Genomic DNA, 22,798 nt, shown 5'->3' with positions numbered 1-22,798 from the left:
TAAATGGATTTCAAGGTAGCGTAAAATGTCGAGATATAAGCAGCTTTCAGATGCATACGCGGTGAACACTCAGGCGTTGATTGTTTATAGGCAAGAGGCGAGAGATGCGCTCACGAAAATTCGTGATGCCGTTCGGAAGCACCTCGGGCTCATTGTTGTCGACACCGATATAGTGCGAATAGTCTCAGAGAATGGATCAAACGTTTTCTCGACTCTTGCAGTGCTTGAACATGGAGAGTCGGTCCACTTCGAACTTGTTGTGAGCCTTGGCGGCGACGGTGGACTACCGAAGTCAGACATCGCCATCCCCGCAGTGATCGGTAAAAAATCGAACCACATCAATTTATCTATACCTGGAATAAATTTTGAAATTGTCCTGGATAGCGATGATCGCTATCAGGCAGTCGCCGAATCGGTCTTTGAAGCCATTCTCAGCCGGCTGGAAAAATTCTAATAATCATTGATAGCTGCGCTCCGTAATTGGAGGGCTAACAAACAAGACCTCGGTTAATTGCCGGGGTTTTTTTATGCCTGCAAAGCGGGCCGACCAAACCCAAGGGGTGCATCAACGTGGCAGAAGAAAACGAAATCGACCTGGAAAACCCGGCAATCAAGGCCGCTATCGCGACTGCCGTTGAAGCCTCCGTGACTGGGTTGAAGTCCAAAAACAATGAGCTGCTGGGCAAGCTGAAGGAAACCTCCGGCAAGCTGACCCAGTTTGAAACACAGTTTGAAGGCATCGACATCGACGCAGTCAAAGGCCTGCTCAGCCGCGCCGGGCAGGATGAAGAAACCAAGCTGCTGACCGAGGGCAAGGTGGACGAGGTCTTCAACCGTCGCACCGAGCGCCTGCGTGGCGACTACGACAAGCAGTTGAAGACCATCAGCGAACGCGCCGAGAAGGCTGAATCCTTCGCTGCCAAGTTCCAGGGCAAAGTCCTGGGTGACTCGGTGCGCGGCGCAGCACTGAAAGCCGGCGCACTGCCGGAAGCAACCGACGACATCATCCTGCGCGCCAAAGGCGTGTTCACCCTCAACGAAGATGGCGATGCGGTCGCCGTTGATGAATCCGGCCAGGTCATCCTCGGCAAAGACGGCAAGACCCCTCTGACTCCGCTCGAATGGGCGGAATCTCTGCGCGAAAGCGCACCTCATCTGTGGCCAAGGGCCTCAGGGACATTTGCCCCGGGCGGGGGTGGCGGCAAGGCTGCATTCAAGCGCTCCGAAATGACCTCCGAGCAGAAGCGCGATTTTCAGCGCAAGCACGGCCAAACCGCATATCTCGCACTGCCCAAGTAAGGGGATTGACCCATGGCTACAACCGTTAACAGCGACCTGATCATCTATAACGATGAGGCGCAAACCGCATACCTGGAGCGTGTCCAGGACAACCTGGATGTGTTCAACGCATCGTCCAACGGCGCGATGGTCCTGGACAACGAGCTGATTGAAGGCGACTTCCGCAAGCGCGCTCTCTACAAGCTGAACGGCTCCCTGGAACACCGCGACGTTAACTCCGACGGCAAGGTAACTGCCAAGAAGATCAGCGCCGGCGAAGCTGTCGGCGTCAAAGCTCCCTGGAAATACGGCCCTTACCAGACCACCGAAGAGGCATTCAAGCGCCGCGGTCGTCCGGTCGAGGAGTTCTCCCAGATCGTCGGTGCCGACGTTGCTGACGCGACCCTGGAAGGCTTCATCCAGTACGCAACTGCTGGCCTTCGTGCCGCCATCGGCTCCAACGCTGACATGGTGGTTTCGGCCAACATCGAAACCGACGGCAAGAAGACGCTGACCCGTGGCATGCGCAAGTTCGGCGACAAGTTCGGCCGGATCGCTCTTTGGGTCATGCATTCCAGCGCTTACTTCGACATCGTCGACGAAGCGATCACCAACAAGATCTACGAAGAGGCCGGTGTCGTGATCTACGGTGGCCTGCCGGGCACGCTGGGCAAGCCTGTACTGGTGACTGACACCGCGCCGGCGGACGTGATTTTCGGCCTGCTGCCAAACGCCGTGACCATTACCGAGTCGCAGGCCCCAGGCTTCCGTTCCTACGAAGTGAACGACGAAGAGAACCTGAGCATTGGCTACCGCGCTGAAGGCACCGTCAACATTGATGTGCTGGGTTACAGCTGGAAAGCCACCACTGGCGGTTCCAACCCAACCCTGGCTGCGGTCGGTTCCGCTGCCAACTGGGTCAAGCACGCGGGCAGTAACAAGGTCACCGCTGGCGTGATGATCACGCTCACCGCAACGCCTCCGGTCAATGGTGGCTAAAGTCTCAAACTCAACGCGCGGTCAGAAATGGCCGCCTTGGAGAAACACATGGAATTGACTTACAGCAACCAGCTCAATGGCTTCGACCCGGAGAAGCGCTACCGCAATCCGGAACACTTCGATAAGCCTGAAGCCGGTGTGACCAGCGTGCTGGTGATTGGCGATTGGCCAAACGTGGTCGACGCATATGAAGGGGCCGGTATTGACGTGTCGGTGAGGGAGGCTAAGCGTGTGCAGATGGTTGGCGCCACCAACCAGGCCGACCTCGAAAAAGTCGTTGCGGCTTTGCGTGCTGAGCATGGATCGATCGAGATCCTGATTGGTGGCCTGGAAGCTGGCGAGATGCACCGTCCCGAGTCGGGCGAACTGGCGTCGCGCTTGTTTGATCTGCTCGGAACCATCCATACCTCGGTTAGCACCCTGACCACTGAACGCGACGACCTGCTCTTTACCGTTAAGGAGCTGCGTGAAGAGTTGGAGGTGCTGAAGACGGCGACCATCACGCCGCCAGCTGACGAGGCCAGTGAAATCGTGGCGTTGAAAGCGAAGCTGGACGAAGCGAAGGTGCCGTACCGGGCGAACGCCTCGAAAGACTCCCTGGAAAGACTCGTCGCTGAGTTGGCCAAGGAGTGATACTGCTGGCTGCCGGTGACCCAGCGGCCAATCTTCAAACCATTCAAGCGAGTTGACACATGACACTCATCATCGAGGACGGCACCGGCAAGCCTGACGCCGAAAGCTACGCGAGCGCCGAGGACCTGGCCCTGTATGCCGTGAAGTTCGGCACGGTCATCCCTGCGGGCGCTCTTGAGCAGGAAGCGTTGCTGCGCCGGGCCGCCTTGGTGATGGATGGCATGACATGGAAAGGCCGCAAGACCAGCGGCGAGCAGGCCTTATCCTGGCCGCGCCGGGAAGTGCTGCTGGATCGCGAGATCAAGCCGGACAACTATCTGCCAGCGCGCATTCAGTACGGCCAGATGGCCCTGGCCGCCGAGATCCATCAGGACGACATCGACCCAATCGACAGGCGCAAAGGGGCTGTAACGCTGGAGCGTGTCGAAGGCGCGGTAACACGCGAGTACGCCACGATTTCCAACACCAGCGGCCGACTGTTGCCCGCGGCGCCGGACCGGCCGAGTGCTACGCAGTTTGCCGACTACCTACAAAAGCGCGGGCTGTTTGCGGTTCGCGCATAGTGGTAGCGTTAGAGCTCAATCACAGGAGTTCTACCATGGCTGATAAATACACCGACGAAGAACAGCAGGCGTGGGATCTTTATTTTTCTGCAGCGCTGCCTCTTGCAAAGGCCGAGGGGGAAGCTACTGGTAGCAAGGTTGACGGCTCTTGGTCCGAGGTGCTTAAGCAGGCCGCGGGTATTGCTGACAACATGGTTGAGGAGCGCAGGAAACGGAAGCCTTTGCCTGAATATCACATAGGTATGTTCAGCGTTTAATTTCATATCTGGAGCCATCATGGACTTTTACGACGAAATGGCCGTGATGGCTCTGGAAATGATCACAGAGTTCGGCCATCCCGTGACCATCAGCAAAACGGAGCCGGGCGAGTACGACCCTGAGACGGGCGGCGAAGCGCCGGGCGCAACCATCGAACAGATCGCCCGGGGCATCCTGCTCGACTTCACTGGCCAAGAATTCCAAAACAACAGCCTCATCAAGCAGGGCGACAAGAAGCTCAAGATCGCGGCGCAGGGATTGGGCTGGGTGCCGGGTCTGCTCGACAAAGTGGTCGCGCAGGGGCGCACCTGGTCAATCGTGCCGCCGCTGAAAGAGGTTAACCCGGCCGGAACGCCAATCTTGTATGAGCTGCAGGTACGGTCGTGAGCCGGGCAGGCGCCGGACAGCCCGGCAGTTTTGCGCTCAGCCTGGCCGAGTTCGTCGCTCAGACGGGTGAAGCCATCGACGCCAGCGTGCGCGAGATCATCATCGAGGTCGGCAGCAGCCTGATCCGCATGTCTCCGGTGGGTAACCCGGAGATCTGGGCCCAGAACGCTGTAGCGACTGAGTACAACAAGGCCGTCGACGATCACAACAGCGCGCTGCGCAGCGATCCGGCCAATCTAACGAAGGGCGGCAGGCTGAAGAAAGGCCGCAAGCTCAACGACGGTATGGACGTCAAGGCGCCTGAAGGCTACGTCGGCGGTCGGTTCCGCTCGAACTGGCATATCTCGCTGGGTGTTGTCGAGAGCGTCACCTTCGACGAGGTAGACCCAAGCGGCGCTGAAACCACCGCTGCGCTGGTTTCAGCTATGAGCGATTTCACCGCCGGCCAGATGGCCTACATCATCAACAATTTGCCCTATGCGATCCCGCTGGAGTTCGGCCACTCAACTCAGGCCCCTGGCGGCATGGTTCGGGTAACCGTGGCACGGTTCCAGCAGATCGTGCTGGAGGCCATCAGGAACAATCAGGTATGAGCCACAAGTTAATCCGCGCTTTGCTGGAATCGCGCCTGAAGGCCTGGGCATCCGCCCGAATGCCTGCGTTGCGCATCGCCTACCAGAACGTGCCCTTCACCCCGAACAGCGGCGAAACGTACCTCAGGGCGTTTCTTCTACCAGCCGGAACCGACAGCAACGACTTGGCCGGCGAGCATCGGCTCTACACTGGTCTATTTCAAATCACCATCGTAACGCCGACAGGCAATGGTCCTGGCGGTGCCGAGACGATTGCCGATGAACTTGCCGCGCTGTACCCGTTGAACGATCGTCTAATCCGTGACGAGCTAACGGCTTTGATCATGACTCCTGTTGAGCCAGGCCCCGAGCAGACTGAGGACACAGCCTTCACCCTGCCGGTGTCCTTCCAATACCGCGCCGAAACCTACTGAGCCCCTAGAGTACAATCCCATCACAGATTGGTTGGGCGGACCCGTGATGGAAGAAAATAGGAAGCAACGTCTTCAGTATTTGAGCGAGTTGGTAGATGACCACTGCTATCGGAATCGTGATGAAATTAGCGAGAGCGACAGGTGCCTTTGTACTGGCTGCGGCGCATGGCTGAAACCTGAAGAGATCATCAAGTGGTACGAGGATCGGCATGCTTGCTGCCCCATTTGCGGGCTCACCGGCGTCGTCGTCGGTTCAAAGTCTGGAATCCCTCTAGACGAGGTTCGTAGCAATATGGAACTTGAATAGCGCCAAACAAATTCGCCCGTTGGGCAACTCCGGAACCCGCCATTGAGCGGGTTTTGTCATTTCTGCACAGAGGAAAACCCATGTCTGTTTATTTCCCCAACGGGGCAACACTTTCGATTTCCAGCGGATTCGCTGCCGCCAAGCTGATTTCCGCAATCAGCAACGCAAACCCGGGTGTTGCTACCAGCGCCGCGAACGGTTTCGCCAATGGCGATATTCTGCTTGTCACCTCCGGCTGGGAGGACATCAACGAGCGCGCCGTGCGTGTATCCAACGCCGCCGCCGGCGCATTTACCCTGGAGGGCATCGACACATCCAATGTTGCTTTCTTCCCGGACGGCATCAGCGGCGGTACCGCCAAGAAAGTTACCGGCTGGGTAGCCGTCAACCAGGTGATCGGCAACTCCATGTCCGGTGGCGAGCAGCAGTACTGGACTTATGCGCCGCTTGAGGCTCGTCGCGACAAGCAGATCCCAACCACCAAGAACGCACAGGCTTTCGCCTTCCAATTGGCTGACGATGACAGCCTGGCTTGGTACGAAGAGCTCGATAAGGCTGACCGCGAGAAGGAAGTCCGCATCCTGCGTATGTCGCTGCCCAACGGCAAAACGATCTACTACGCTGGCTACGCATCGTTCAACAAGACGCCGACTCTGGTGCGTAACGAAGGCGCTGCTGTCTCCTTCGGGTTCACCATCAACGCGGAAATCACTGCGTATCGCGCGCCTGTTGCTGCTGGCGGCGGAGCTTAATCATGGCGAAATTCAAGATTGCCCAGGCGCCGACATTTCTGGGCGCGGTGATGATCCCCGTCGTTGGCCAGGAGCCAGTGAAGGTTGAATTCACGTTCAAGTATCGAAACCGTATCGAATTGGCAGCCCTGTTCGATGAGTGGAATCAGCGGCGCAAGGACGGCCAAGAGCGCTTTGGTGAAAAGCCAACGGTATCGGAAATTATTGCCGTGGATACCGAAAACCAGATGCAGCAAATCAAGGATCTGGTCGTAGGCTGGGAGTTCGACGACAAGTTCGATGACGAGAGCATCAAGGCCTTGGTGACTTCGTGTCATGGGACGACCGAGGCCGTCGTGGATGCGTACCAGGCAGCTTTCGCCAAGGCTCGCACGGGAAACTGATCCGCGCCGCCCGCGCCCTGTATGAGTCCCCGCCGGATGCCGAGCAGATCGCGGCTTTTGGCTGGGACGCAGAGGACATGGAAGAAGAGTTCGAGGTTTGGCCGTGCCTTTGGCCTGCCTTCCTCCTATTCAACCGAATGTCCACCCAGTGGCGAGCAGGCGCCGGCGGCGCGATCGGTCTCGACTACAGCTGCATCCGCGATGTGGCCGGCTTCCTCGGCATCAAGAAAAAGAAACTCGCTGAAATCTTCCCAGACCTCCAGGTGCTGGAAGGCGAGGCTCTGCGCGTCATGGCGGAGGAGAGGGAAAACAGCCCGTAACCGCGGGCACTTATTCAAGGTGAGTCGATGAACATTGCAGAACTCGGCGTCAAGATCGACTCGGCCGATGCAATCCAGGCGAAAACGAGTCTGGATGAAATGGCGAAGGCCGGCGGCCGGGCCGAGCAGTCCGCCGTTTCGCTGATGAACGAAATGCAGGCGCTGGAAAAGTCTCTGTCCACCAGCGCCAAAACCACCCAGGACTTGGCAAAGCAGCGTGACGCCCTCGCCAAGCTGACCAAGACCGGCGCCTATGGCGAGGCCGAGGCAGCGAAAATCTCGGCACAGCTCGACAAGCAGCAGGTGGCCCTGGCCAAGTCTGCGATGGATGAGCAGAAGGCCTTGAACAGCTTGCTGGGGGCGATTGACCCTGCCCGTGCCGCGCTGGCTAAGCTGGACACGCAGGTCGAGCAACTGGGTAAGCATCTCGACGAGGGTCGAATCAGCCAGGACCAGTACAACAGCGCCCTGGCCAAGATCGACAAGGATTATGGAAAGCTCGAAAAGACCACCACCGGTTTCGACAAACTGCGACTCGGCACCCGCCAGGCACAGGAAAACGTTGTACAGCTGGGTAACGCGCTGTCGTCGGGTGACTGGGGGAGTGGTGTTCGTGCCGTGGCTCAGTTGGGCGCCGGCGCTGGTGCAGGTGCCGCGGGTTTGCTCGCCATCCTGGCGCCTCTAGCGCTTGCCACAGCAGCCGTGGGCGCCCTGGCCTATGCCTATCACCAAGGCAGCGAAGAGCAGGACAGCTACAACAAGTCGCTGATCCTCACCGGCAACTACGCCGGCCTGAGTGCCGGACAACTGGGCGACATGGCGCGTCAGGTCGGCGCTACCGTCGGGACCACCGGGCAGGCAGCTGCGGCTCTGGCCATGCTGGCAGACAACGGCAAGATCGCCGGCGAGAGTTTCGCCAGTATCACCCAGGCCGCCGTTTCGATGCAGGAGGCGACCGGCAAGGCTGTCAGCGAGACCGTATCCGAGTTCGTCAAGTTGGCAGACGAGCCGGTCAAGGCATCCGCGGCGCTTAACGAGCAGTACCACTACCTAACCGCCTCGGTTTTCTCTCAGATCGCCGCTCTTGAAGAACAACGCGATCACGCTGGCGCCGTGAAGCTGGCCACCGAGTCCTATGCCGACGCTATCAACGAGCGCACGCCGAAGATTCTGGAGAACCTGAGTTTCTGGGAGAAAGGTTACAACGCAGTCGCACGGGCCGCCGACAGCCTCAAGAATATCGGCCGTCCGGACATCGGCGCCGACATCGAACAGGCCCGCCGAGACTTGGCAAGTGCGCAGTCCGGCGACGTTGGTCTGTTCCAAAACAAGCAGGAGATGATTGATCTCTATCAAAACCGCTTGAATATGCTTGAGGACCAGAAGGCGGCTCAGGCCGAAATCGCCAAGCTGGAAGGCGACCAGGCGAAGGCTCAGCAGTCTGCAATCACTTCGATGCAGAAGGTTGATGCTCTCACCAAGTCTTCATGGACGAATGAGCAGAAGCGGGCTGACGCGCTCAAGGACTACAAAAAACAACTCGACGATATCCGCAAGGTAGCGCCGAACGATCCTCGCCTGGCCCAGGCAACGGTCGATAAAAACATCGCGAACATCAACGACAAATTCAAGGATCCGAAAGCCGCCGGTACGCAGGTCGATCTGACCAGCTTCAATACCGCCAAAAACGACCTGGCGGCGATCACCGACACCTACAAAAACTACCAGAAGGAACTGGAGGCCGCGCAAAAGGCCGGACTACTTTCGGAAGAAGACTACCTGCTTCGCCGCCAGGCCCTGATCGGCAACGAGCTTGATCAGGTCACGGCGGCCTACGAGGCCGAGATCTCGGCCCTGGAAGCATCCAAGGCCAAGAAGAGCACCTCGGCGGCGCAGAGCATTCAGCTCGACCAGAAGATCGCCGACGCGCGCGCAGGAATGGTCAAGGCGCAGAAGGATGCCGACAGCCAGCTTGAAGTGCTCGCCACCAACGAAACCGGGCGCCTGGCAAAGCAGGAGCGGGCGATCAGCACGTACGTGCAGGCGCTGGGGCAGCAACAGCGGGCTTTGGAATTGGCAGGCCAGCGCGCAGTGCTCGGCGTTGGGCAGGGCGATCGACAGAACGCGCTCAGCGGCGAACTGAACAGCCAGCAGGACCGGTTTGCTCAGCAGTCGCTGGAGCTTGCCAACCAGAAATCCGACCCGTCGCGCAACATGTCGGAGGAAGAGTTTAAGCGAAAATCGCAGGCTCTCGCAGACGCGAACAAGGCCGCCACCGACCAGATCCGGCAGAACTATGCGGATGTGGAGAATGCCCAGGGCGATTGGACGAAGGGCGCAACGGCAGCCTGGGATAACTACCTGGATTCGGCGCGCAACATCGCCGGGCAAACCAAAAGCCTGTTCGGCAACGCCTTCAGTTCCATGGAGGATTCCATCGTCAACTTTGCCATGACCGGTAAGGCGTCGTTCTCGGACTTCGCCAAATCGATCCTGGCCGACATGGCGCGTATCGCTACCCGCCAAGCCAGCTCCGCGTTGCTGGGCAGTCTGGTGGGTGCAGCGGCAAGCTACCTCGGAGGTAGTGCTGCTGGCGGCGGCAATGGGCTGGCTGCCGGGTCTGCTGGCGCCACATCGTCAAACCTCGGCGCCTCTTCGGCCGGCTACTCCAACACCTACTTCCCGCAAGCCAAGGGTGGCGCGTGGTCGAGCGGTGTGCAGATGTTCGCCGACGGCGGTGCGTTCACGAACTCCATCGTCAGCAAACCCACGGCTTTCGGGATGGCCAATGGCAAAACCGGCGTCATGGGTGAAGCTGGTGAGGAGGCAATCATGCCGCTGACCCGGACGTCGAGCGGCAAGCTTGGGGTTATGGCCATGGGCGGCGGTGGGGCTGGCGGAACGCAGATCAATGTCGAGGTGCATATCGATGGCGACGGCAACGCTACCGCCTCGGCTGATGCACCTGGCTATGACCTCTTCGGCAAGGAGTTGGCGACGTTCGTAGAGCAGAAGTATCAGGAACTGCGGAGCAGGGACATGCGCCAGGGCGGCGTGATCAACAACGCAATCAAGGGGCGATGATGGCTATCGAACGATTCACCTGGGCGACAGAGAAGGGCGCGGAGGGCGATATTGCCCAGCGCGTCCGCTCCAAGCAGTTTGGCGATGGCTACGAGCAGTCGGTCGAGGATGGCCTCAATAACCGGTCGCAATCATGGCCCGTGACCTTCACGGGCTTGAAGGGGCGCATCAAGGACATCATGGCGTTCCTCGACCGGCACAAAGGGGCGAAGGGCTTCCTGTGGGAGCCGCCCCTCGGTGAGCTGGGCCTCTACAAGTGCAACGGCTACAAGCCAGTGCACCGTGGAGGCCAGGTCTACGCCATCACCGCGACTTTCCAGCAAACCTTTCATCCCTGAGATAACTGCCCATGGCCCTGATCACGGACATCCAGAAACTGGAGCCCGGCGGCGAGATTCGCCTGTTTGAAATTGACGGTACCGAATACGGCGCCGATTACCTGCGCTTCCACGGGCACGCCATCCCGCACACGCCAGAGGAATTGCTGGTCTATGAGGGCTCGGAAGAAGATCTGCCCGCCAAGTCGATTATCTGGCAGGGCCAGGAGTACGCGGCGTGGCCGGTGCAGATTGAGGGTATTTCCTCGAGCAGTGACGGCACCGCCTCTCGGCCTACTTTCGCCGCCGGCAACGTCAACGGGCGCGTCACGGCGCTGTGCCTGGCTTTCGAGGACATGCTCAAGTTCAAGCTGACGGTACGCGAGACGCTGGCACAGTACCTGGATGCAGCGAACTTCCCTGACGGTAACCCAACTGCCGACCCAACCCAGGAAGCGCTGGAGATCTGGTACATCGACCAGAAAACCAGCGAGGACGGTGAAGCGGTGGTCTGGGAGCTGTCCTCCCCGGGCGAGATCGATAACCACGGGCTTCCCGGGCGCCAGATGACAACCTTCTGCCACTGGGCCATGACCAATGGGTATAGGGGGCCTGATTGTGGCTACACCGGCGCGGCCATGTTCGACGACGAGGACAACCCCACGGATGACCCTGCCAAGGATCAGTGCAAGGGCTGTCTGTCGTCGTGCAAGTTGCGCTTCGGTGAGAACAACGAACTGTCCTTCGGTGGATTCCCTGCCGTTTCCCTGATTGCCCGGAGTTGACCATGCGCAAGCACATCATTGCGGCCATCCAGGCGCATGCGGCGGCCGAGTACCCGCGCGAATGCTGCGGCCTGTTGATTGCCGTCGGACGAGCGCAGAAGTACTTCCCGTGCCGGAACATCGCCACGGAGCCTAACGAAGAGTTCCGCCTCGACCCAGAGGACTACGCTACGGCGGAAGACATGGGCGATGTGATCGGTATTGTCCATTCACACCCGGACGCCACCAGCAGGCCGTCACCGCATGACTTGGCCATGTGCGAGGCCACGGCCTTGCCCTGGCACATTTTGTCGTGGCCCGAGGGCGACATGCGCACGATCATCCCAACGGGCAGCACGCCACTGCTCAAGCGCCCGTTCGTGCACGGCGCCTGGGACTGCTGGCAGGTTTGCGCTGATTGGTATGCCCGCGAGTGGGGCCTGGAATTCGAAGCCTTCCAGCGCACCGATGGCTGGTGGGAAAGCGCGGAGAACGCCAGCCTGTACGAGGAGAACTACGAGGCCGCTGGTTTTGTACGCGTCGACCGACCGCAGCGAGGGGATATGATCGTTATGCAGGTAGGGCGAACGGTTCACCCGAATCATGCCGGGATCTACCTGGGCATCGATCCGGCGTTACCTGGTGAAGAGGCGGGCACTTTCGGCCCAGGACCGTTCCTCCTGCACCACCTATACGGCAGGCCGTCCGAGATCATCGTCTACGGCGGCCCTTGGAATGACCGGACACGCCTGATCCTCAGGCACAAAGGTTCTCAGAGCCATTAAGATTCCATATAGGAATAGTGAGATCGAGTTTTTCAGCTTTAGAGTGTCGCAACGTCTTTGTTTTACTAAGCTTCGCGTAGCAAAACTGTTTTCCCTCGGATGCCCTCAATTTACGCCAGGGCATGCCGATAGAATTGCTATGACCTAAGAGGCGATTTCCTATGTTCAACGCTAAGCTTAAAAAGCAGCTTCAATCACAAGAAAACGAACTGCTTGAGCTACGCCAGCTACGCGATGGCCTGAACCGTGAAATGTTGACGTTGAGTATTGACTCGACATTTAAAATTACGGAATGCAACGAAAACTTTGGAGCGGCGCTGGGGTACGCCCCGGGTCGACTTCTAGGTCGTGCCATGGCAGAGATTGTTCCACAGTACGTTTCCCAGTTGCCATGCTTTCATAACTTCCGAGCAGCAGTTGCTGCAGGCAAGTCTATAACCGATGATTACAGATACCTTCATGCTGATGGTTCATTGGTGTGGATTCATGCACATTGGCAGCCGATCATGGATGCGGGCGGCCAATTGATTCATGTCACTTGCTATGCGACAAATATTACATCACGAGTTGAAAAAGCTTCAGAAAATGCATCATTCATTGAGGCGTTATTACGCTCTACGGCGGTAATCGAGTTCGATCTCTCTGGGCATGTACTAAAGGCAAACGATCAATTTTTAAAAGCCATGGGCTATAACCTGGAACAAGCCAAAGGGAGCCACCACCGTATTTTCTGTAATCCAGAGCAAGTTTCGTCTCAGGAATACAAGGATTTCTGGTCAACTCTGAACAGGGGTGAGTTCGTTGCTGGCCGATTCGAACGTATAGACAGCCGCGGCCAAACAGTATGGCTGGAGGCAACCTATAACCCGGTTTACGACACCGAAGGGAAACTTTGCAAAGTGGTAAAGTTCGCGACGGTAGTATCCGATCAGGTGGCCCGTGAGCAAGAAGTCAGCGGTGCAGCTCAAACAGCATTTGAAATATCTCAGCAAACTGATGTCAGCGCACAGCGAGGAGCTGTCGTAGTCAACGATACTATGCATACAATGCGTAAAATTGCCCTTGACATGCAGGCGGCCTCCGGGGGAGTAGAAGCGCTGGGCAAGCAGTCACTGTTGATCAGCTCCATTATTCAGACGATCAGTAGTATCGCCCAGCAAACCAACCTTTTGGCTTTAAACGCAGCTATTGAAGCTGCTCGCGCAGGCGAGCAAGGTCGAGGATTTGCCGTTGTGGCTGATGAGGTTCGCCAGTTGGCTGGGCGAACCAGCACGGCGACTGAAGAAATCGCGTCGGTTGTGTTGCAGAATCAGAAACTGGTAGATGAAACCGTCGCGGAGATGGCAAATAGCAAATCCCAAGCCGAGCAAGGCCTTGACCTTGCCACTCAGGCAGGCCAAGTCATTGTTGAAATTCAAGATGGAGCCAAGCGTGTGGTTGAGGCCGTGGGTAGGTTCGCTACGCAGGTGGCTTAGCAATTGAGTGGGCTCTATAAAACTTTCAGCTAGGGTTTGACGTTCGTCTCATTGGGAAATCATCGCAAGGAAACATTGGCAATGTCTCAATACTTACAATTGGCGAAGCCAGATGCAAATATCACATCGTATAAATGCCGGTTAACCTCTTGCGAATCCCAAGATCCACACATGTGTGAGGTTTTCGTGTTGCTCACTTGTAGGTGATAAAGTCTCGCCATATCTCAGCGAGGGAACGACATGAAATTATTTATTGGGGCGTTGGCTTTGGTTGCGCTGGCGGGGTGCTCGACTCCATCAGACTTGATGGCGGGAAAACCTGTCACGACGCAATTTACGACGAAGGATCCGCGTGAGGTCGCAGTATGCGTGTATCCAGCTTGGCAGGATTACCGTTCCAATGCTGTGATGAGCGAAACCACAACTGGTTATCGCATCGTTGCTGGATCTGATGCCGGACAGACGGACGACGTTTTGGATATCGAGCGCGTAGGCCAGGGAGAGGGAAGTATCGTGAAGCATTACCAGCGAGCTGCATGGTCGCAAATTGGGCGCGGTGGACTTCTGCCAGCCCTAAATAGATGTCTTTGAGTTAAACCGTAAAGGCCGCCTTCGGGCGGTTTTTTTATGCCTGGAGAAAGCCATGTCAGCATTAGCAATCAACTATCAACCAATGACGACGATTCTGCTTTACGGCCAGCTACGCCAGTTCGGCAGATCATTCCGATTAGCTGTGAGATCACCAGCTGAAGCGATCAAGGCGCTATGTGTGCAAATATCAGGGTTTGAAAGGTTTATTTCAAACGCCAAATCGCGAGGGATAGAGTTTGCTGTTTTTCGGGGTAAGAAGGCTATTGGCGAGAAGGAGGTAGCGTTTTCAGGCGCTGGTGACATTCGAATCGCACCAATTATTACCGGTAGCAAACGAGCCGGTCTCATCCAGACAATCATCGGTGCGGTACTGATAGCTGTGTCTTTCATCCCTGGATTTCAGGTACTTGCTGCACCAGGCATTGCGCTTGCGGCCGGTGGGGTAATCCAAATGCTTAGTCCGCAAGCCACGGGCCTCAAGACTAGCGCCGCGCCAGAAAATACGCCTGGCTACGCTTTCGGCAGCGCCAAGAACACCACGGCATCGGGAAATCCGGTCCCGCTCTGCTACGGAAAGCGGCGGGTGGGTGGCGCAATCATAAGTGCCGCGATTTACGCGGAAGACCAGATGTGACCACGCATGGAGCAAGCTGCTGGTCTCTTTAGATTTTTCTTCTTTGACTATTCAAATCTTGCCTTTTTTATATCTCCGTGTTTGCTCTGTAGATAAACCGAATAAGGCAAAAGCAAGGTATCGGCAATTCCAGATAGCCCCATATCCAGTAAAATCAGTGAGGCAGATGGGTACCCGTCGTACCCAGTAGTGTGGCGTGGCGCTGCATCGAGTGTGCAGTAGTCGAAAACAGCACCGCTATAAATCCTCGGTACCGACTCACAGTGCGATTTCCACCTAGCTAATTTATTACTCGCGACCGCGTCGTCTCGGAAAGTGGTATTCACAGTTCCACAGCCGGACGCGGCTAATGCTGCGATAAGCACGAAGGCGATTTTGTATTTCATCAAGTTGGCTCCTTGCCAGAAAATTCAAGGTTACCCCAAGCCGCGATATCGCGGTTTTTTATTGCCTGGAGGAAAGTATGGGCGCAGCACGCGAGATTGACGTCTATGGCGCCAAGGGAGGTTCCGATAAACCGAAATCCCCAATCGAGGCCCCAGATAGCTTGCGCTCTGTCGCTATCGCCAAGATGCTGATTGCTGTTGGAGAGGGTGAGTTCGAAGGCACTCCGACCGCCAAGGACATCTACCTCGACAACACCCCGCTGCAAGACCCCCAGGGAAACATGAACTTCCCGAACGTGAAATGGGAGTGGCGCACCGGAGCGGTGGATCAGACCTATATCCAGGGCATCCCCGCGATCGAGAACGAAACCACCATCAGTACCGAGCTGCGCAGCGGTACGCCATGGGTCCGAGCCATCAACAACACGCAGCTCTCTGCTGTTCGTGTGCGTTTCGCCTGGCCGGCGATCCAGTCTGTGGATGCCAGCGGCAACATCAACGGTTACCGGATTGAGTACAAAGTTGAGTTGGCCACCGACGGCGGCGCCTACCAGCAGGTGCTTAGTGAAGCGGTCGACGGCAAGACCACCAGCCTTTACGAGCGCACCCGCCGCATTGATCTTCCCAAGGCAACCACCGGCTGGTTGATGCGTATCACGCGGCTGACCATCAACCAGAACAACAACAAAATCTCCGACACGATGCAGATTGCCGGCTTCACTGAGGTCATCGATGCGAAAGTTCGATACCCAAACACTGCGCTGCTCTACATCGAATTCTCCGCTGAGCAGTTCCGCAGCATCCCGGCCGTAACGGTCGAGACCAAGCTGAAGAAGATGCAGGTGCCGAGCAATTACGATCCGGTGTCGCGTACTTACTCAGGTGTCTGGGATGGCACGTTCAAGCAGGCATGGACCGATAACGCGGTCTGGATGACCTACGATATCACCACGGCCGACCGCTTCGGCCTAGGCCGCCGCATCAAGCCATGGATGGTGGACAAGTGGGAGCTGTACCGAATCTCGCAGTACTGTGACCAGCTGGTACCGGACGGGAAGGGCGGGCAGGAGCCGCGCTTCATCTGCAACCTGAATCTGCAAAGCAAGGCTGATGCATGGTCGCTGCTGCGCGACATCTCGACCATCTACCGAGGCATGACTTACTGGGCCCAGGGCCAGGTGTTCACGCTTGCGGATATGCCGCGCGCTACTGATTTTGACTTTGCTTATACCGCGGCGAACGTGATAACCGAAGGCAAGCAGCCGTTCAAGTATTCCAGCGCATCGGAGCGCACCCGCTATACCCGGGCGCTGATCAGCTACGACAATCCGCTCAATAACTACGACACTGGCGTCACCGCAGTGACCGACTCCAAGCTTCAGCGGCGCTACGGGGACAATCCGCTGGAGATCAGCGCTATCGGCTGCACCCGTGAGTCGGAGGCCCAGCGCCGCGGTAAGTGGGCGCTGCTGACCAACTCCAAGGACCGGGCGGTTACTTTCAGCGTCGGCCTGGATGGGCGTATCCCGTTGCCTGGGTATGTGATCCCGATCGCTGACGAACTTATTGCAGGTCGGCCTGTGGGCGGGCGTATCTCGGCAGTGAATGGCAAGGTGATCACACTCGACCGTGATACCCAGGCCAAACCCGGTGACCGGCTGATCCTCAACCTGCCCGACGGGAAATGTGAGGGGCGTACCGTGCAACTGGTCAGCGGGCGCCAGGTCACCGTGACCGTGGCTTACTCTGTGCCGCCTGAGCGCGAACTGGTGTGGGCGCTGGATGCTGATGACCTGGCCATCCCGCTTTATCGCGTGGTCAGCGTGGCCCGGCCAGAGCCCGGCGTGTTTGAGATCTCGGCGGTGCAGTACGACCCGAGCAAGTTCGATCACATCGACACCGGCGCGCGCCTTGAAGAGCGGCCAATCAGCGTTGTGCCTATCACCGTAGTTCCTGCCCCCGCGAGCGTCGACATCACGTCGAACTACTCCGTGGACCAGGGGCTGGCCATCAGCACCATGAACATCTCGTGGCCCGCTGTGGCTGGCGCGGTCGCGTATGACGTGGAGTGGCGCAAGGACAGCGGCAACTGGATCAAGGTGCAGCGCACAGGCTCGACGAGCGTGGACGTCACCGGCATTTACTCGGGCGCCTACCTGGCCCGGGTGCGTTCGGTGAGCGCCTTCGAGATCTCTTCGATCTGGAAAAGCTCGAACCTGACCAACCTGGAAGGGAAGGTCGGCCTTCCGCCGGCGGTTTCGTCCCTGACCACCACCAGCGAACTGTTCGGTATCGGTATCAAGTGGGGCTTCCCTGCTGGCGCCGAGGACACCCAGCGCACCGAGCTGTGGTATGGCCCGGCGAACGACCTTGCGGCCGCAACCAAACTGGCGGACCTGGCATATCCGCAACACGATTACCGTATGCAGTCGCTTCTGGCTGGCGCCACGCTGTTCTTCTGGGCCCGCCTGGTGGACCGTACCGGCAACGTCGGGCCGTTCTATCCGGTCGGCAATGGCGTAATGGGCCAGGCCAGCTCAGATGCGGAGCCGGTACTGGAGTTGATCGCCGGGCAGATCGGCCGCACTGAACTGGGCCAAGAGATCGTCGACGAGATCGACAAGATACCGGGTCTGCAGGCGCAGATTGATGCGCTCGACGGTCTGTCGGCCTATGACCCTGAGCAAACCTACATCGAGGGTGACCTGGTGGTGGTGGGCAAGAGGATCTACCAGGCCAACGGCCCGGTGCCCGTCAACACTGCGCCGCCTAACGTCGGTTACTGGATAGACGTGGGTCAGGTGCTGGTTACCGCCAACGGCCTGGCGCAGCAGGTGGAGATCAACATTACCAGCATCACCGAGTTGGACGGTGTGGTCACGGCCCAGGCGTCGAGTCTTCAGGCGTTGCGTTCGGCCTATCGGGATGACTCCGGAGAGGGCGACCTGGCGGATGCGCTCCAGGGCTACAACGCCTCGGCGAGTTTCGCGCAGGAAGTGAAGACGCGGGCATCGCAGAACGAAGCCATGGTGCAGCGCCAGACCGAACTCACCGCGTCGGTGGGCGAAGTCGCGGGCACTGTGACCGATCTGGAAAGCGTCGTGGTCACGGATCGCCAGGCCACGGCCCAGGCTATCCAGCAGATCGGCGTAGAGCTTGGCGAGACCTCAGCGGCGGTTCAAACCGTGAGCCAGGCCCAGGTCGACACCGACGGCAAGCTCTCCACCATGTGGTCCGTGAAGATGCAGCTCAATCAAAACGGGCAGTACGTGTATGCAGGTGTCGGCCTCGGAATCGAGAACGTTGAAGGGGTTCTGCAAAGCCAGTTTCTGGTCAGCGCTGACAGATTCGCCCTGGTCAACACCACTGCTGGCGGAGCTGTAAGCATCCCGTTCGCAGTGCATGGCGGCCAGGTGTTCATGAACTCGGCCTTCATCCAAGACGGCACTATCACGAACGCCAAAATCGGAAACTACATTGCGTCCAACAACTATGTTGCGGGCGTTTCCGGTTGGAAGCTGTTCTTCGACGGGACTTTTGAAATCAACAGCGCTTTCGGTGGCCAGGCGCGGCAGGTCATCAATAGCTTCGGCGGCAAGGTCTTCGACGAGAACGGAATCAAGCGCTACCAGTGGGGAGACCTTTCCGCATGAGCTACGGGGTAAGAGTTTGGGGGCCGACCGGCCTCCTTGAGCTTGATGAAAACTCGTTCACAGTTCGGATTGTTTACTCGGAAATCGTTCAGTCCGGCGGCGGGCAGGGCAGGAGCAGGTTCATCGCCATTGCCGGAGTTTCGCCAGCCACTCACTCAGCTGTCTGCGTTCCTATCGCTGCGTACGACACTACTGCACAGAGTAACTATGCAATTCAATATACGCCGCTAGTTTCAAATGGCGGGGTCACGGTGTATTACGGATTTCCTGGTACGAATACTGGCCCCATTGGATTAAGCCCACAAAGGCTCCTAGTCACGAGGTACAGGTAATGTCATTTGGCGTTGAGTTTTCAAATAATAATGACGTTGTCGTACTGGATTCGGAATTCTCACGACTCGTGACACTAGATAGAGGCACTTGGAGCGGTAATGGTTCTGGTGTGTTTGTTCCTTTTGCGAAGGTCATTACCTCTGAAGAACCTCCCCTTGTGTTTGTAAGACTTAACCAATCGAACACACTTTCCTTTTGTGTGATCAATGGGGCATCCGGTAATTGGACGGGATTTTCCTTCAAGGGAATCTCCGGGACGGGGACTTCAGGATCTTGGTTTGCGAGTGCGTTCAAATCGGTACCTACAGCTAATTTCGGTTTCAGAATTTGGGATGCTTCATCAAAGTTGCTTTTTGATAGCGGAACACCGGCGGCGCAATTCACGAGGACGATTACCGGCTGGAGTTACCTCGGGGCTGTGCAGACTGATCAGGGTGTTTCTAGATTGAGCTGGACGGCCTATACCCCGCTTGATACGGGCGACTATATGCTTCTGAATAATATTGCGATGGATGTTGCAGGCGGTACGTCTCGACAAGGAAACATGTATGCAGTATGGGATTACGCAAACAACAGACTAGTTATTCAAGTTGTTGGTGTCGATATTCAAACCACCTTATATACCCCAGTTGTCTGGGCCAAACCAATTTCGTAGGGTGATTATATGGGCTGGTACAAAACGGGAACAGTTTCTGTAACGGCGGGCAGCAATGCTGTGATCGGCACGGGCACATCCTTCATCGCGAACGGGAGGGTGGGTGACGCTTTTCGCGGTCCTGACGGAAGATGGTATGAGGTTTCCAATATCGCCAGTGATACGGCGCTGTCTATTGCCCCGAACTATCTTGGCGTAACGGCCGCTGGTGGCAGCTACTCTCTCGCCCCGATGCAGGGTTACGTCAAGGATTCGGCTGACGCTTTACGTGCGGCTACTCAGGTGATTGCAAGCACAGCAACCGACATGACTGCGCAAGTCGGCTTAGCTCAAGCTGCGGCGGCTTCTGCGACCGCTTCCAAGGATGCAGTAACAACGCTGGAGGCATCGGCGACCCAGAGTAAAAATGCTGCAGCTTCTTCGGCGACTACAGCGTCTAGCGCCAAAGATCAGGCAGTGCAGAGTGCGAGCGAGGCCTTGGCCAGCAAGAACGCATCCAAAACCAGTGAAACAAATGCGGGAAACTCTGCAACAAGGGCGGAGGCGGCAGCCGCCTCGGCTGCGAATAAGGCATCGGCTGGAGCTAACAGCGACATCACATCCTTGAGCGGTTTGACGACAGCCCTTTCCGTAGCACAAGGCGGGACCGGCGGTAAAACTCAGGCTGCCGCACAAACAGCTCTTGGCTTAGTAAAGGCGGCCGCAAGCAGTTCAACGGCCGGGGAGGTTCTACAAGTTGGGCACGCTGGGTGGAATGGTGGTGTCGCGATCCTCATGGGCGCCGGCACCGACTGCAATACCATTCAACGGTCTGGCTTATATGCTCTAAATGCAACTTATACAAATGGTCCGGCTAACTTCTCGGGCGGCCCAATTTATATAAGGGTGTCCGTGCATGGTGCTGCGGCGTACATAACTCAGGAAGCCTTCGGCATCACCAGCAACCTTAGGGCGATTCGGAGCATGGTTGGCGGAACATGGGGCGCATGGGCGGCTGAGGGCGCCTTCTCAGGATTGGCCGGATCTCCAACTGATAACTCAGCATTAGCAACCTCCCTAAATTCAAAAATCAGTATCGTTTCCAGCGGCGGCACAGCTACCAATGGATGGATTAAGTATTCAGATGGGACTATTGAGCAATGGGGGACTGTGAGCGTTAGTAATGACCAGGCTGGGGTTGTGTTCTCTTTCAATACACCTTTTACGACTGCGATACGGTGCTTTTTGACAACTACCGCAATGATCGGGCGGGGAGCAGCGGCTGAAGCAAATAATACGGCTATCCCGATAAGCTTGACTCAGTTCAGGATTGCCTCGGGGCACTCTAATACGCCGATCAATGTGACTTGGTACGCGAAAGGAATTTGATATGTATTTCGACCGCGAGACGATGACTTTTCAATCTGAGTATCAGGAGGGCTTTGTTCTTCTGACAGATGAAGAATATTGCCGATTACTTGATGGGCGCGGGGAGGGCAATAGCATTGTGCTGGATGATTCCGGCATGCCATCTCTGGAGCCTATTCCTCTGCCTACAGAAAGTGATTTACAGGCTGTTTCTGAGAGCGCCTGGCGTATCGCCGAACTTCCCGTTGTCGCGCGTCAGCTGGAAGCCATCGAAGAGGCTGATGCAGATGTGCCGCCCGTGGATCTTCTATCCGGTACTCGAAAGCAGTGGTTGAAGTACCGAGGCCAGGTCAGCAACTGGACCGACGCCAATGCGGATTTTCCCGACGTTACCAAGCGCCCGGTCCGACCTGCCTGATTAATTCACCGAACACCGCCACCCGCCCTGAGCGGGTATTTTTTTGCCTGGAGAAAAGCATGCCGATCACTGAGCAGCAGTTGCTGCAGATCCTCCCGAACGCCGGCCGCCAAGCCGGCGTTTTTGTTCCTGCCCTGAATATGGCCATGAACCGTTACGGCATCGTGGGCACCGCGCGCGCTGCTGCATTCATCGCCCAGGTCGGCCACGAGTCGGGCCAGTTGCGCTACGTGCGCGAGATCTGGGGCCCAACAGCTCAGCAGGCCGGCTACGAGGGTCGTGAGGACCTGGGCAACACTGTGCCGGGCGATGGCTCCAAGTACCGTGGCCGTGGCCTTATCCAGATCACCGGGCGGGCGAACTATGCCGCGTGCGGGGAGGCACTGGGCCTGGACCTGATCAGCAAGCCTGAACTGTTGGAGCTGCCACAGAACGCGGCGATGTCGGCGACCTGGTTCTGGTCTACCAAGGGCCTGAACGCGCTGGCTGACCAGGGCGAGTTCGTGAAGATCACCCGGCGCATCAACGGCGGGATCAATGGATTGGCAGACCGCCAAGCGCTGTACGGCAAGGCGCTGGAGGTGCTGGCGTGAGCGAAATAAAAACGATCTCCCGCGTCCTGGGCCAGGCGGCCGACGGCTCGCTGTGGTTCTTCTGCAATGGCTGCGATCTTCCGCATAGCCTGAATGTTGGAACTGGCCCTGGCCCACGCTGGGGCTACAACGGTAATGCCGAGGCGCCAACTTTCACGCCTTCTGTGCTATCGCGCTATGGGATGCATGGAAAGGATGTGGTCTGCCACTCATTCGTCACCGATGGTCGAATCCAGTACCTGGACGACTGCACGCATGCTCTGGCTGGTCAAACTGTCGATCTGCCGAATTGGGAGGAGTCATGGGCGAATTGGTAGCGCAGTACAAGGTCGCGCTGATCCTATTTTCGTGCCTGCTGCTGCTCGGCATTGGTGCTGGCGCCGCCTGGCAGGTGCAGGACTGGCGGATGGGCAAGCAGCTCGCCGAGCAGCTGGCGGCGCAGGGCTTCGCGCACCAGAAAGCCCTGGACGCGATCACCGGCGAGGCCTGGCGGCAACAAAAGGCAGAGCAGGACAAGCGCCTGGCCACCGAGCAGCAGCTCGCCACCCAAGACCAACAACACACCAAGGAATTATCCGATGCCCAGCGCAACCAGGCTCGCCTGCGTGACCAGCTTGCTACTGCTGATGTCCGGCTGTCAGTCCTCATCGCCGAGGATTCAACCAGTGGCTGCAACGTGCCTGCCCCCACCAGCACCGTCGGCATGGTTCATGCAACCCGTCGTGCCCAACTTGACCCAGCGCATGCGCAACGAATTATCGCCATCACCGACGACGGCGACCAAGGACTGATCGCTCTGCGGGCTTGCCAGGCGTATGTGAACGCTATTTCCCGCTGACCTACATTTGAGGTCGCAAAAATTAGCATGACACCCAAT

General features: G+C 57.6%; 27 protein-coding genes and 1 pseudogene. 27 read left to right on the top strand and 1 reads right to left on the bottom strand.

Going from position 1 to position 22,798, the window contains the following annotated elements; all coding sequences use genetic code 11:
• The first annotated feature begins 25 nt into the window (after positions 1 to 25).
• The 20 genes and pseudogenes from ACHPFG_RS16690 (at position 26) to ACHPFG_RS16595 (ending at position 14,536) form a co-directional block, all read left to right on the top strand.
• Positions 26 to 454 (top strand): hypothetical protein, encoded by a 429-nt coding sequence (locus ACHPFG_RS16690; protein ID WP_090403891.1) that lies wholly within the window; start codon positions 26 to 28, stop codon positions 452 to 454.
• Positions 455 to 570: 116 nt separating this feature from the next.
• Positions 571 to 1,299 (top strand): hypothetical protein, encoded by a 729-nt coding sequence (locus ACHPFG_RS16685; RefSeq protein ID WP_431699851.1) that lies wholly within the window; start codon positions 571 to 573, stop codon positions 1,297 to 1,299.
• A 12-nt stretch (positions 1,300 to 1,311) separates the two neighbouring features.
• Positions 1,312 to 2,277, top strand: coding sequence for a major capsid protein (locus ACHPFG_RS16680; RefSeq protein ID WP_431699850.1), 966 nt, complete (start codon positions 1,312 to 1,314; stop codon positions 2,275 to 2,277).
• 48 nt (positions 2,278 to 2,325) lie between these two features.
• A complete protein-coding gene (locus tag ACHPFG_RS16675) occupies positions 2,326 to 2,910 on the top strand; it encodes a hypothetical protein (protein WP_431699849.1) in 585 nt (194 codons plus the stop codon).
• 59 nt (positions 2,911 to 2,969) lie between these two features.
• Entirely contained in the window at positions 2,970 to 3,473 is a 504-nt protein-coding gene (locus ACHPFG_RS16670) for a DnaT-like ssDNA-binding protein (RefSeq protein WP_431699848.1), read from the top strand.
• A 35-nt stretch (positions 3,474 to 3,508) separates the two neighbouring features.
• Complete coding sequence (locus ACHPFG_RS16665; RefSeq protein ID WP_431699847.1) at positions 3,509 to 3,730, top strand: hypothetical protein; 222 nt, start codon at positions 3,509 to 3,511, stop codon at positions 3,728 to 3,730.
• 19 nt (positions 3,731 to 3,749) lie between these two features.
• Positions 3,750 to 4,118: a hypothetical protein gene (locus ACHPFG_RS16660; RefSeq protein WP_431699846.1), complete on the top strand. Its 369-nt coding sequence runs from the start codon at positions 3,750 to 3,752 to the stop codon at positions 4,116 to 4,118.
• The gene (locus ACHPFG_RS16655) at positions 4,115 to 4,711 is read left to right on the top strand and encodes a hypothetical protein (RefSeq protein WP_431699845.1); all 597 of its coding nucleotides are present in this window, start codon (positions 4,115 to 4,117) and stop codon (positions 4,709 to 4,711) included. The genes ACHPFG_RS16660 and ACHPFG_RS16655 overlap by 4 nt, the downstream gene beginning before the upstream one ends.
• Positions 4,708 to 5,124, top strand: a complete 417-nt coding sequence (locus tag ACHPFG_RS16650) for a DUF4128 domain-containing protein (protein ID WP_124363520.1) — start codon at positions 4,708 to 4,710, stop codon at positions 5,122 to 5,124. The genes ACHPFG_RS16655 and ACHPFG_RS16650 overlap by 4 nt, the downstream gene beginning before the upstream one ends.
• Before the next feature lie 387 nt (positions 5,125 to 5,511).
• Complete coding sequence (locus ACHPFG_RS16645; RefSeq protein WP_124386749.1) at positions 5,512 to 6,183, top strand: phage tail protein; 672 nt, start codon at positions 5,512 to 5,514, stop codon at positions 6,181 to 6,183.
• Positions 6,184 to 6,185: 2 nt separating this feature from the next.
• Positions 6,186 to 6,566: a phage tail assembly chaperone gene (locus ACHPFG_RS16640; protein WP_124363518.1), complete on the top strand. Its 381-nt coding sequence runs from the start codon at positions 6,186 to 6,188 to the stop codon at positions 6,564 to 6,566.
• Entirely contained in the window at positions 6,563 to 6,886 is a 324-nt protein-coding gene (locus ACHPFG_RS16635) for a DUF1799 domain-containing protein (RefSeq protein WP_431703485.1), read from the top strand. Before ACHPFG_RS16640 ends, ACHPFG_RS16635 begins: the two co-directional genes overlap by 4 nt.
• A 27-nt stretch (positions 6,887 to 6,913) precedes the next feature.
• Complete coding sequence (locus ACHPFG_RS16630; protein WP_431699844.1) at positions 6,914 to 9,970, top strand: phage tail tape measure protein; 3,057 nt, start codon at positions 6,914 to 6,916, stop codon at positions 9,968 to 9,970.
• Positions 9,970 to 10,308 (top strand): phage tail protein, encoded by a 339-nt coding sequence (locus tag ACHPFG_RS16625; protein WP_231421714.1) that lies wholly within the window; start codon positions 9,970 to 9,972, stop codon positions 10,306 to 10,308. The genes ACHPFG_RS16630 and ACHPFG_RS16625 overlap by 1 nt, the downstream gene beginning before the upstream one ends.
• Positions 10,309 to 10,319: 11 nt before the next feature.
• Positions 10,320 to 11,072, top strand: coding sequence for a phage minor tail protein L (locus ACHPFG_RS16620; protein ID WP_431699843.1), 753 nt, complete (start codon positions 10,320 to 10,322; stop codon positions 11,070 to 11,072).
• 2 nt (positions 11,073 to 11,074) lie between these two features.
• The gene (locus ACHPFG_RS16615) at positions 11,075 to 11,836 is read left to right on the top strand and encodes a C40 family peptidase (RefSeq protein ID WP_431699842.1); all 762 of its coding nucleotides are present in this window, start codon (positions 11,075 to 11,077) and stop codon (positions 11,834 to 11,836) included.
• A 161-nt stretch (positions 11,837 to 11,997) separates the two neighbouring features.
• A pseudogene (locus tag ACHPFG_RS16610) lies at positions 11,998 to 12,774 on the top strand (PAS domain-containing protein); the annotation flags it as partial.
• A gap of 99 nt (positions 12,775 to 12,873) precedes the next feature.
• Entirely contained in the window at positions 12,874 to 13,311 is a 438-nt protein-coding gene (locus tag ACHPFG_RS16605) for a methyl-accepting chemotaxis protein (protein ID WP_431703484.1), read from the top strand.
• 240 nt (positions 13,312 to 13,551) lie between these two features.
• A complete protein-coding gene (locus ACHPFG_RS16600; RefSeq protein WP_431699841.1) occupies positions 13,552 to 13,902 on the top strand; it encodes a hypothetical protein in 351 nt (116 codons plus the stop codon).
• Between the two features lie 52 nt (positions 13,903 to 13,954).
• Positions 13,955 to 14,536, top strand: a complete 582-nt coding sequence (locus ACHPFG_RS16595) for a tail assembly protein (protein WP_431699840.1) — start codon at positions 13,955 to 13,957, stop codon at positions 14,534 to 14,536.
• Positions 14,537 to 14,583: 47 nt separating this feature from the next.
• Here the strand turns inward: ACHPFG_RS16595 and ACHPFG_RS16590 are convergent, their stop codons facing one another.
• On the bottom strand, positions 14,584 to 14,922 hold the full coding sequence (locus ACHPFG_RS16590) for a YceK/YidQ family lipoprotein (protein ID WP_431699839.1): 339 nt from the start codon (positions 14,920 to 14,922) through the stop codon (positions 14,584 to 14,586).
• Positions 14,923 to 14,999: 77 nt separating this feature from the next.
• Between ACHPFG_RS16590 and ACHPFG_RS16585 the strand changes: the two genes are divergently transcribed.
• The 7 genes from ACHPFG_RS16585 to ACHPFG_RS16555 all read left to right on the top strand — a co-directional run bounded on the left by ACHPFG_RS16585 (position 15,000) and on the right by ACHPFG_RS16555 (position 22,759).
• Positions 15,000 to 18,575, top strand: coding sequence for a phage tail protein (locus ACHPFG_RS16585; RefSeq protein ID WP_431699838.1), 3,576 nt, complete (start codon positions 15,000 to 15,002; stop codon positions 18,573 to 18,575).
• Between the two features lie 331 nt (positions 18,576 to 18,906).
• Entirely contained in the window at positions 18,907 to 19,563 is a 657-nt protein-coding gene (locus ACHPFG_RS16580) for a hypothetical protein (RefSeq protein WP_431699837.1), read from the top strand.
• A gap of 9 nt (positions 19,564 to 19,572) precedes the next feature.
• On the top strand, positions 19,573 to 20,931 hold the full coding sequence (locus ACHPFG_RS16575; RefSeq protein WP_431699836.1) for a pyocin knob domain-containing protein: 1,359 nt from the start codon (positions 19,573 to 19,575) through the stop codon (positions 20,929 to 20,931).
• A gap of 1 nt (position 20,932) precedes the next feature.
• Entirely contained in the window at positions 20,933 to 21,328 is a 396-nt protein-coding gene (locus tag ACHPFG_RS16570; RefSeq protein WP_431699835.1) for a hypothetical protein, read from the top strand.
• A 59-nt stretch (positions 21,329 to 21,387) separates the two neighbouring features.
• Positions 21,388 to 21,921 (top strand): glycoside hydrolase family 19 protein, encoded by a 534-nt coding sequence (locus ACHPFG_RS16565; RefSeq protein ID WP_431699834.1) that lies wholly within the window; start codon positions 21,388 to 21,390, stop codon positions 21,919 to 21,921.
• Positions 21,918 to 22,238: a DUF6527 family protein gene (locus ACHPFG_RS16560; RefSeq protein ID WP_431699833.1), complete on the top strand. Its 321-nt coding sequence runs from the start codon at positions 21,918 to 21,920 to the stop codon at positions 22,236 to 22,238. The genes ACHPFG_RS16565 and ACHPFG_RS16560 overlap by 4 nt, the downstream gene beginning before the upstream one ends.
• On the top strand, positions 22,223 to 22,759 hold the full coding sequence (locus ACHPFG_RS16555; RefSeq protein ID WP_431699832.1) for a lysis system i-spanin subunit Rz: 537 nt from the start codon (positions 22,223 to 22,225) through the stop codon (positions 22,757 to 22,759). Before ACHPFG_RS16560 ends, ACHPFG_RS16555 begins: the two co-directional genes overlap by 16 nt.
• Positions 22,760 to 22,798 lie beyond the last annotated feature (39 nt).

Origin of the sequence: Pseudomonas sp. BR20, from assembly GCF_050780135.1 — a bacterium.
Lineage (GTDB): Bacteria > Pseudomonadota > Gammaproteobacteria > Pseudomonadales > Pseudomonadaceae > Aquipseudomonas.
This window is presented reverse-complemented; position numbering and strand designations above follow the sequence as displayed.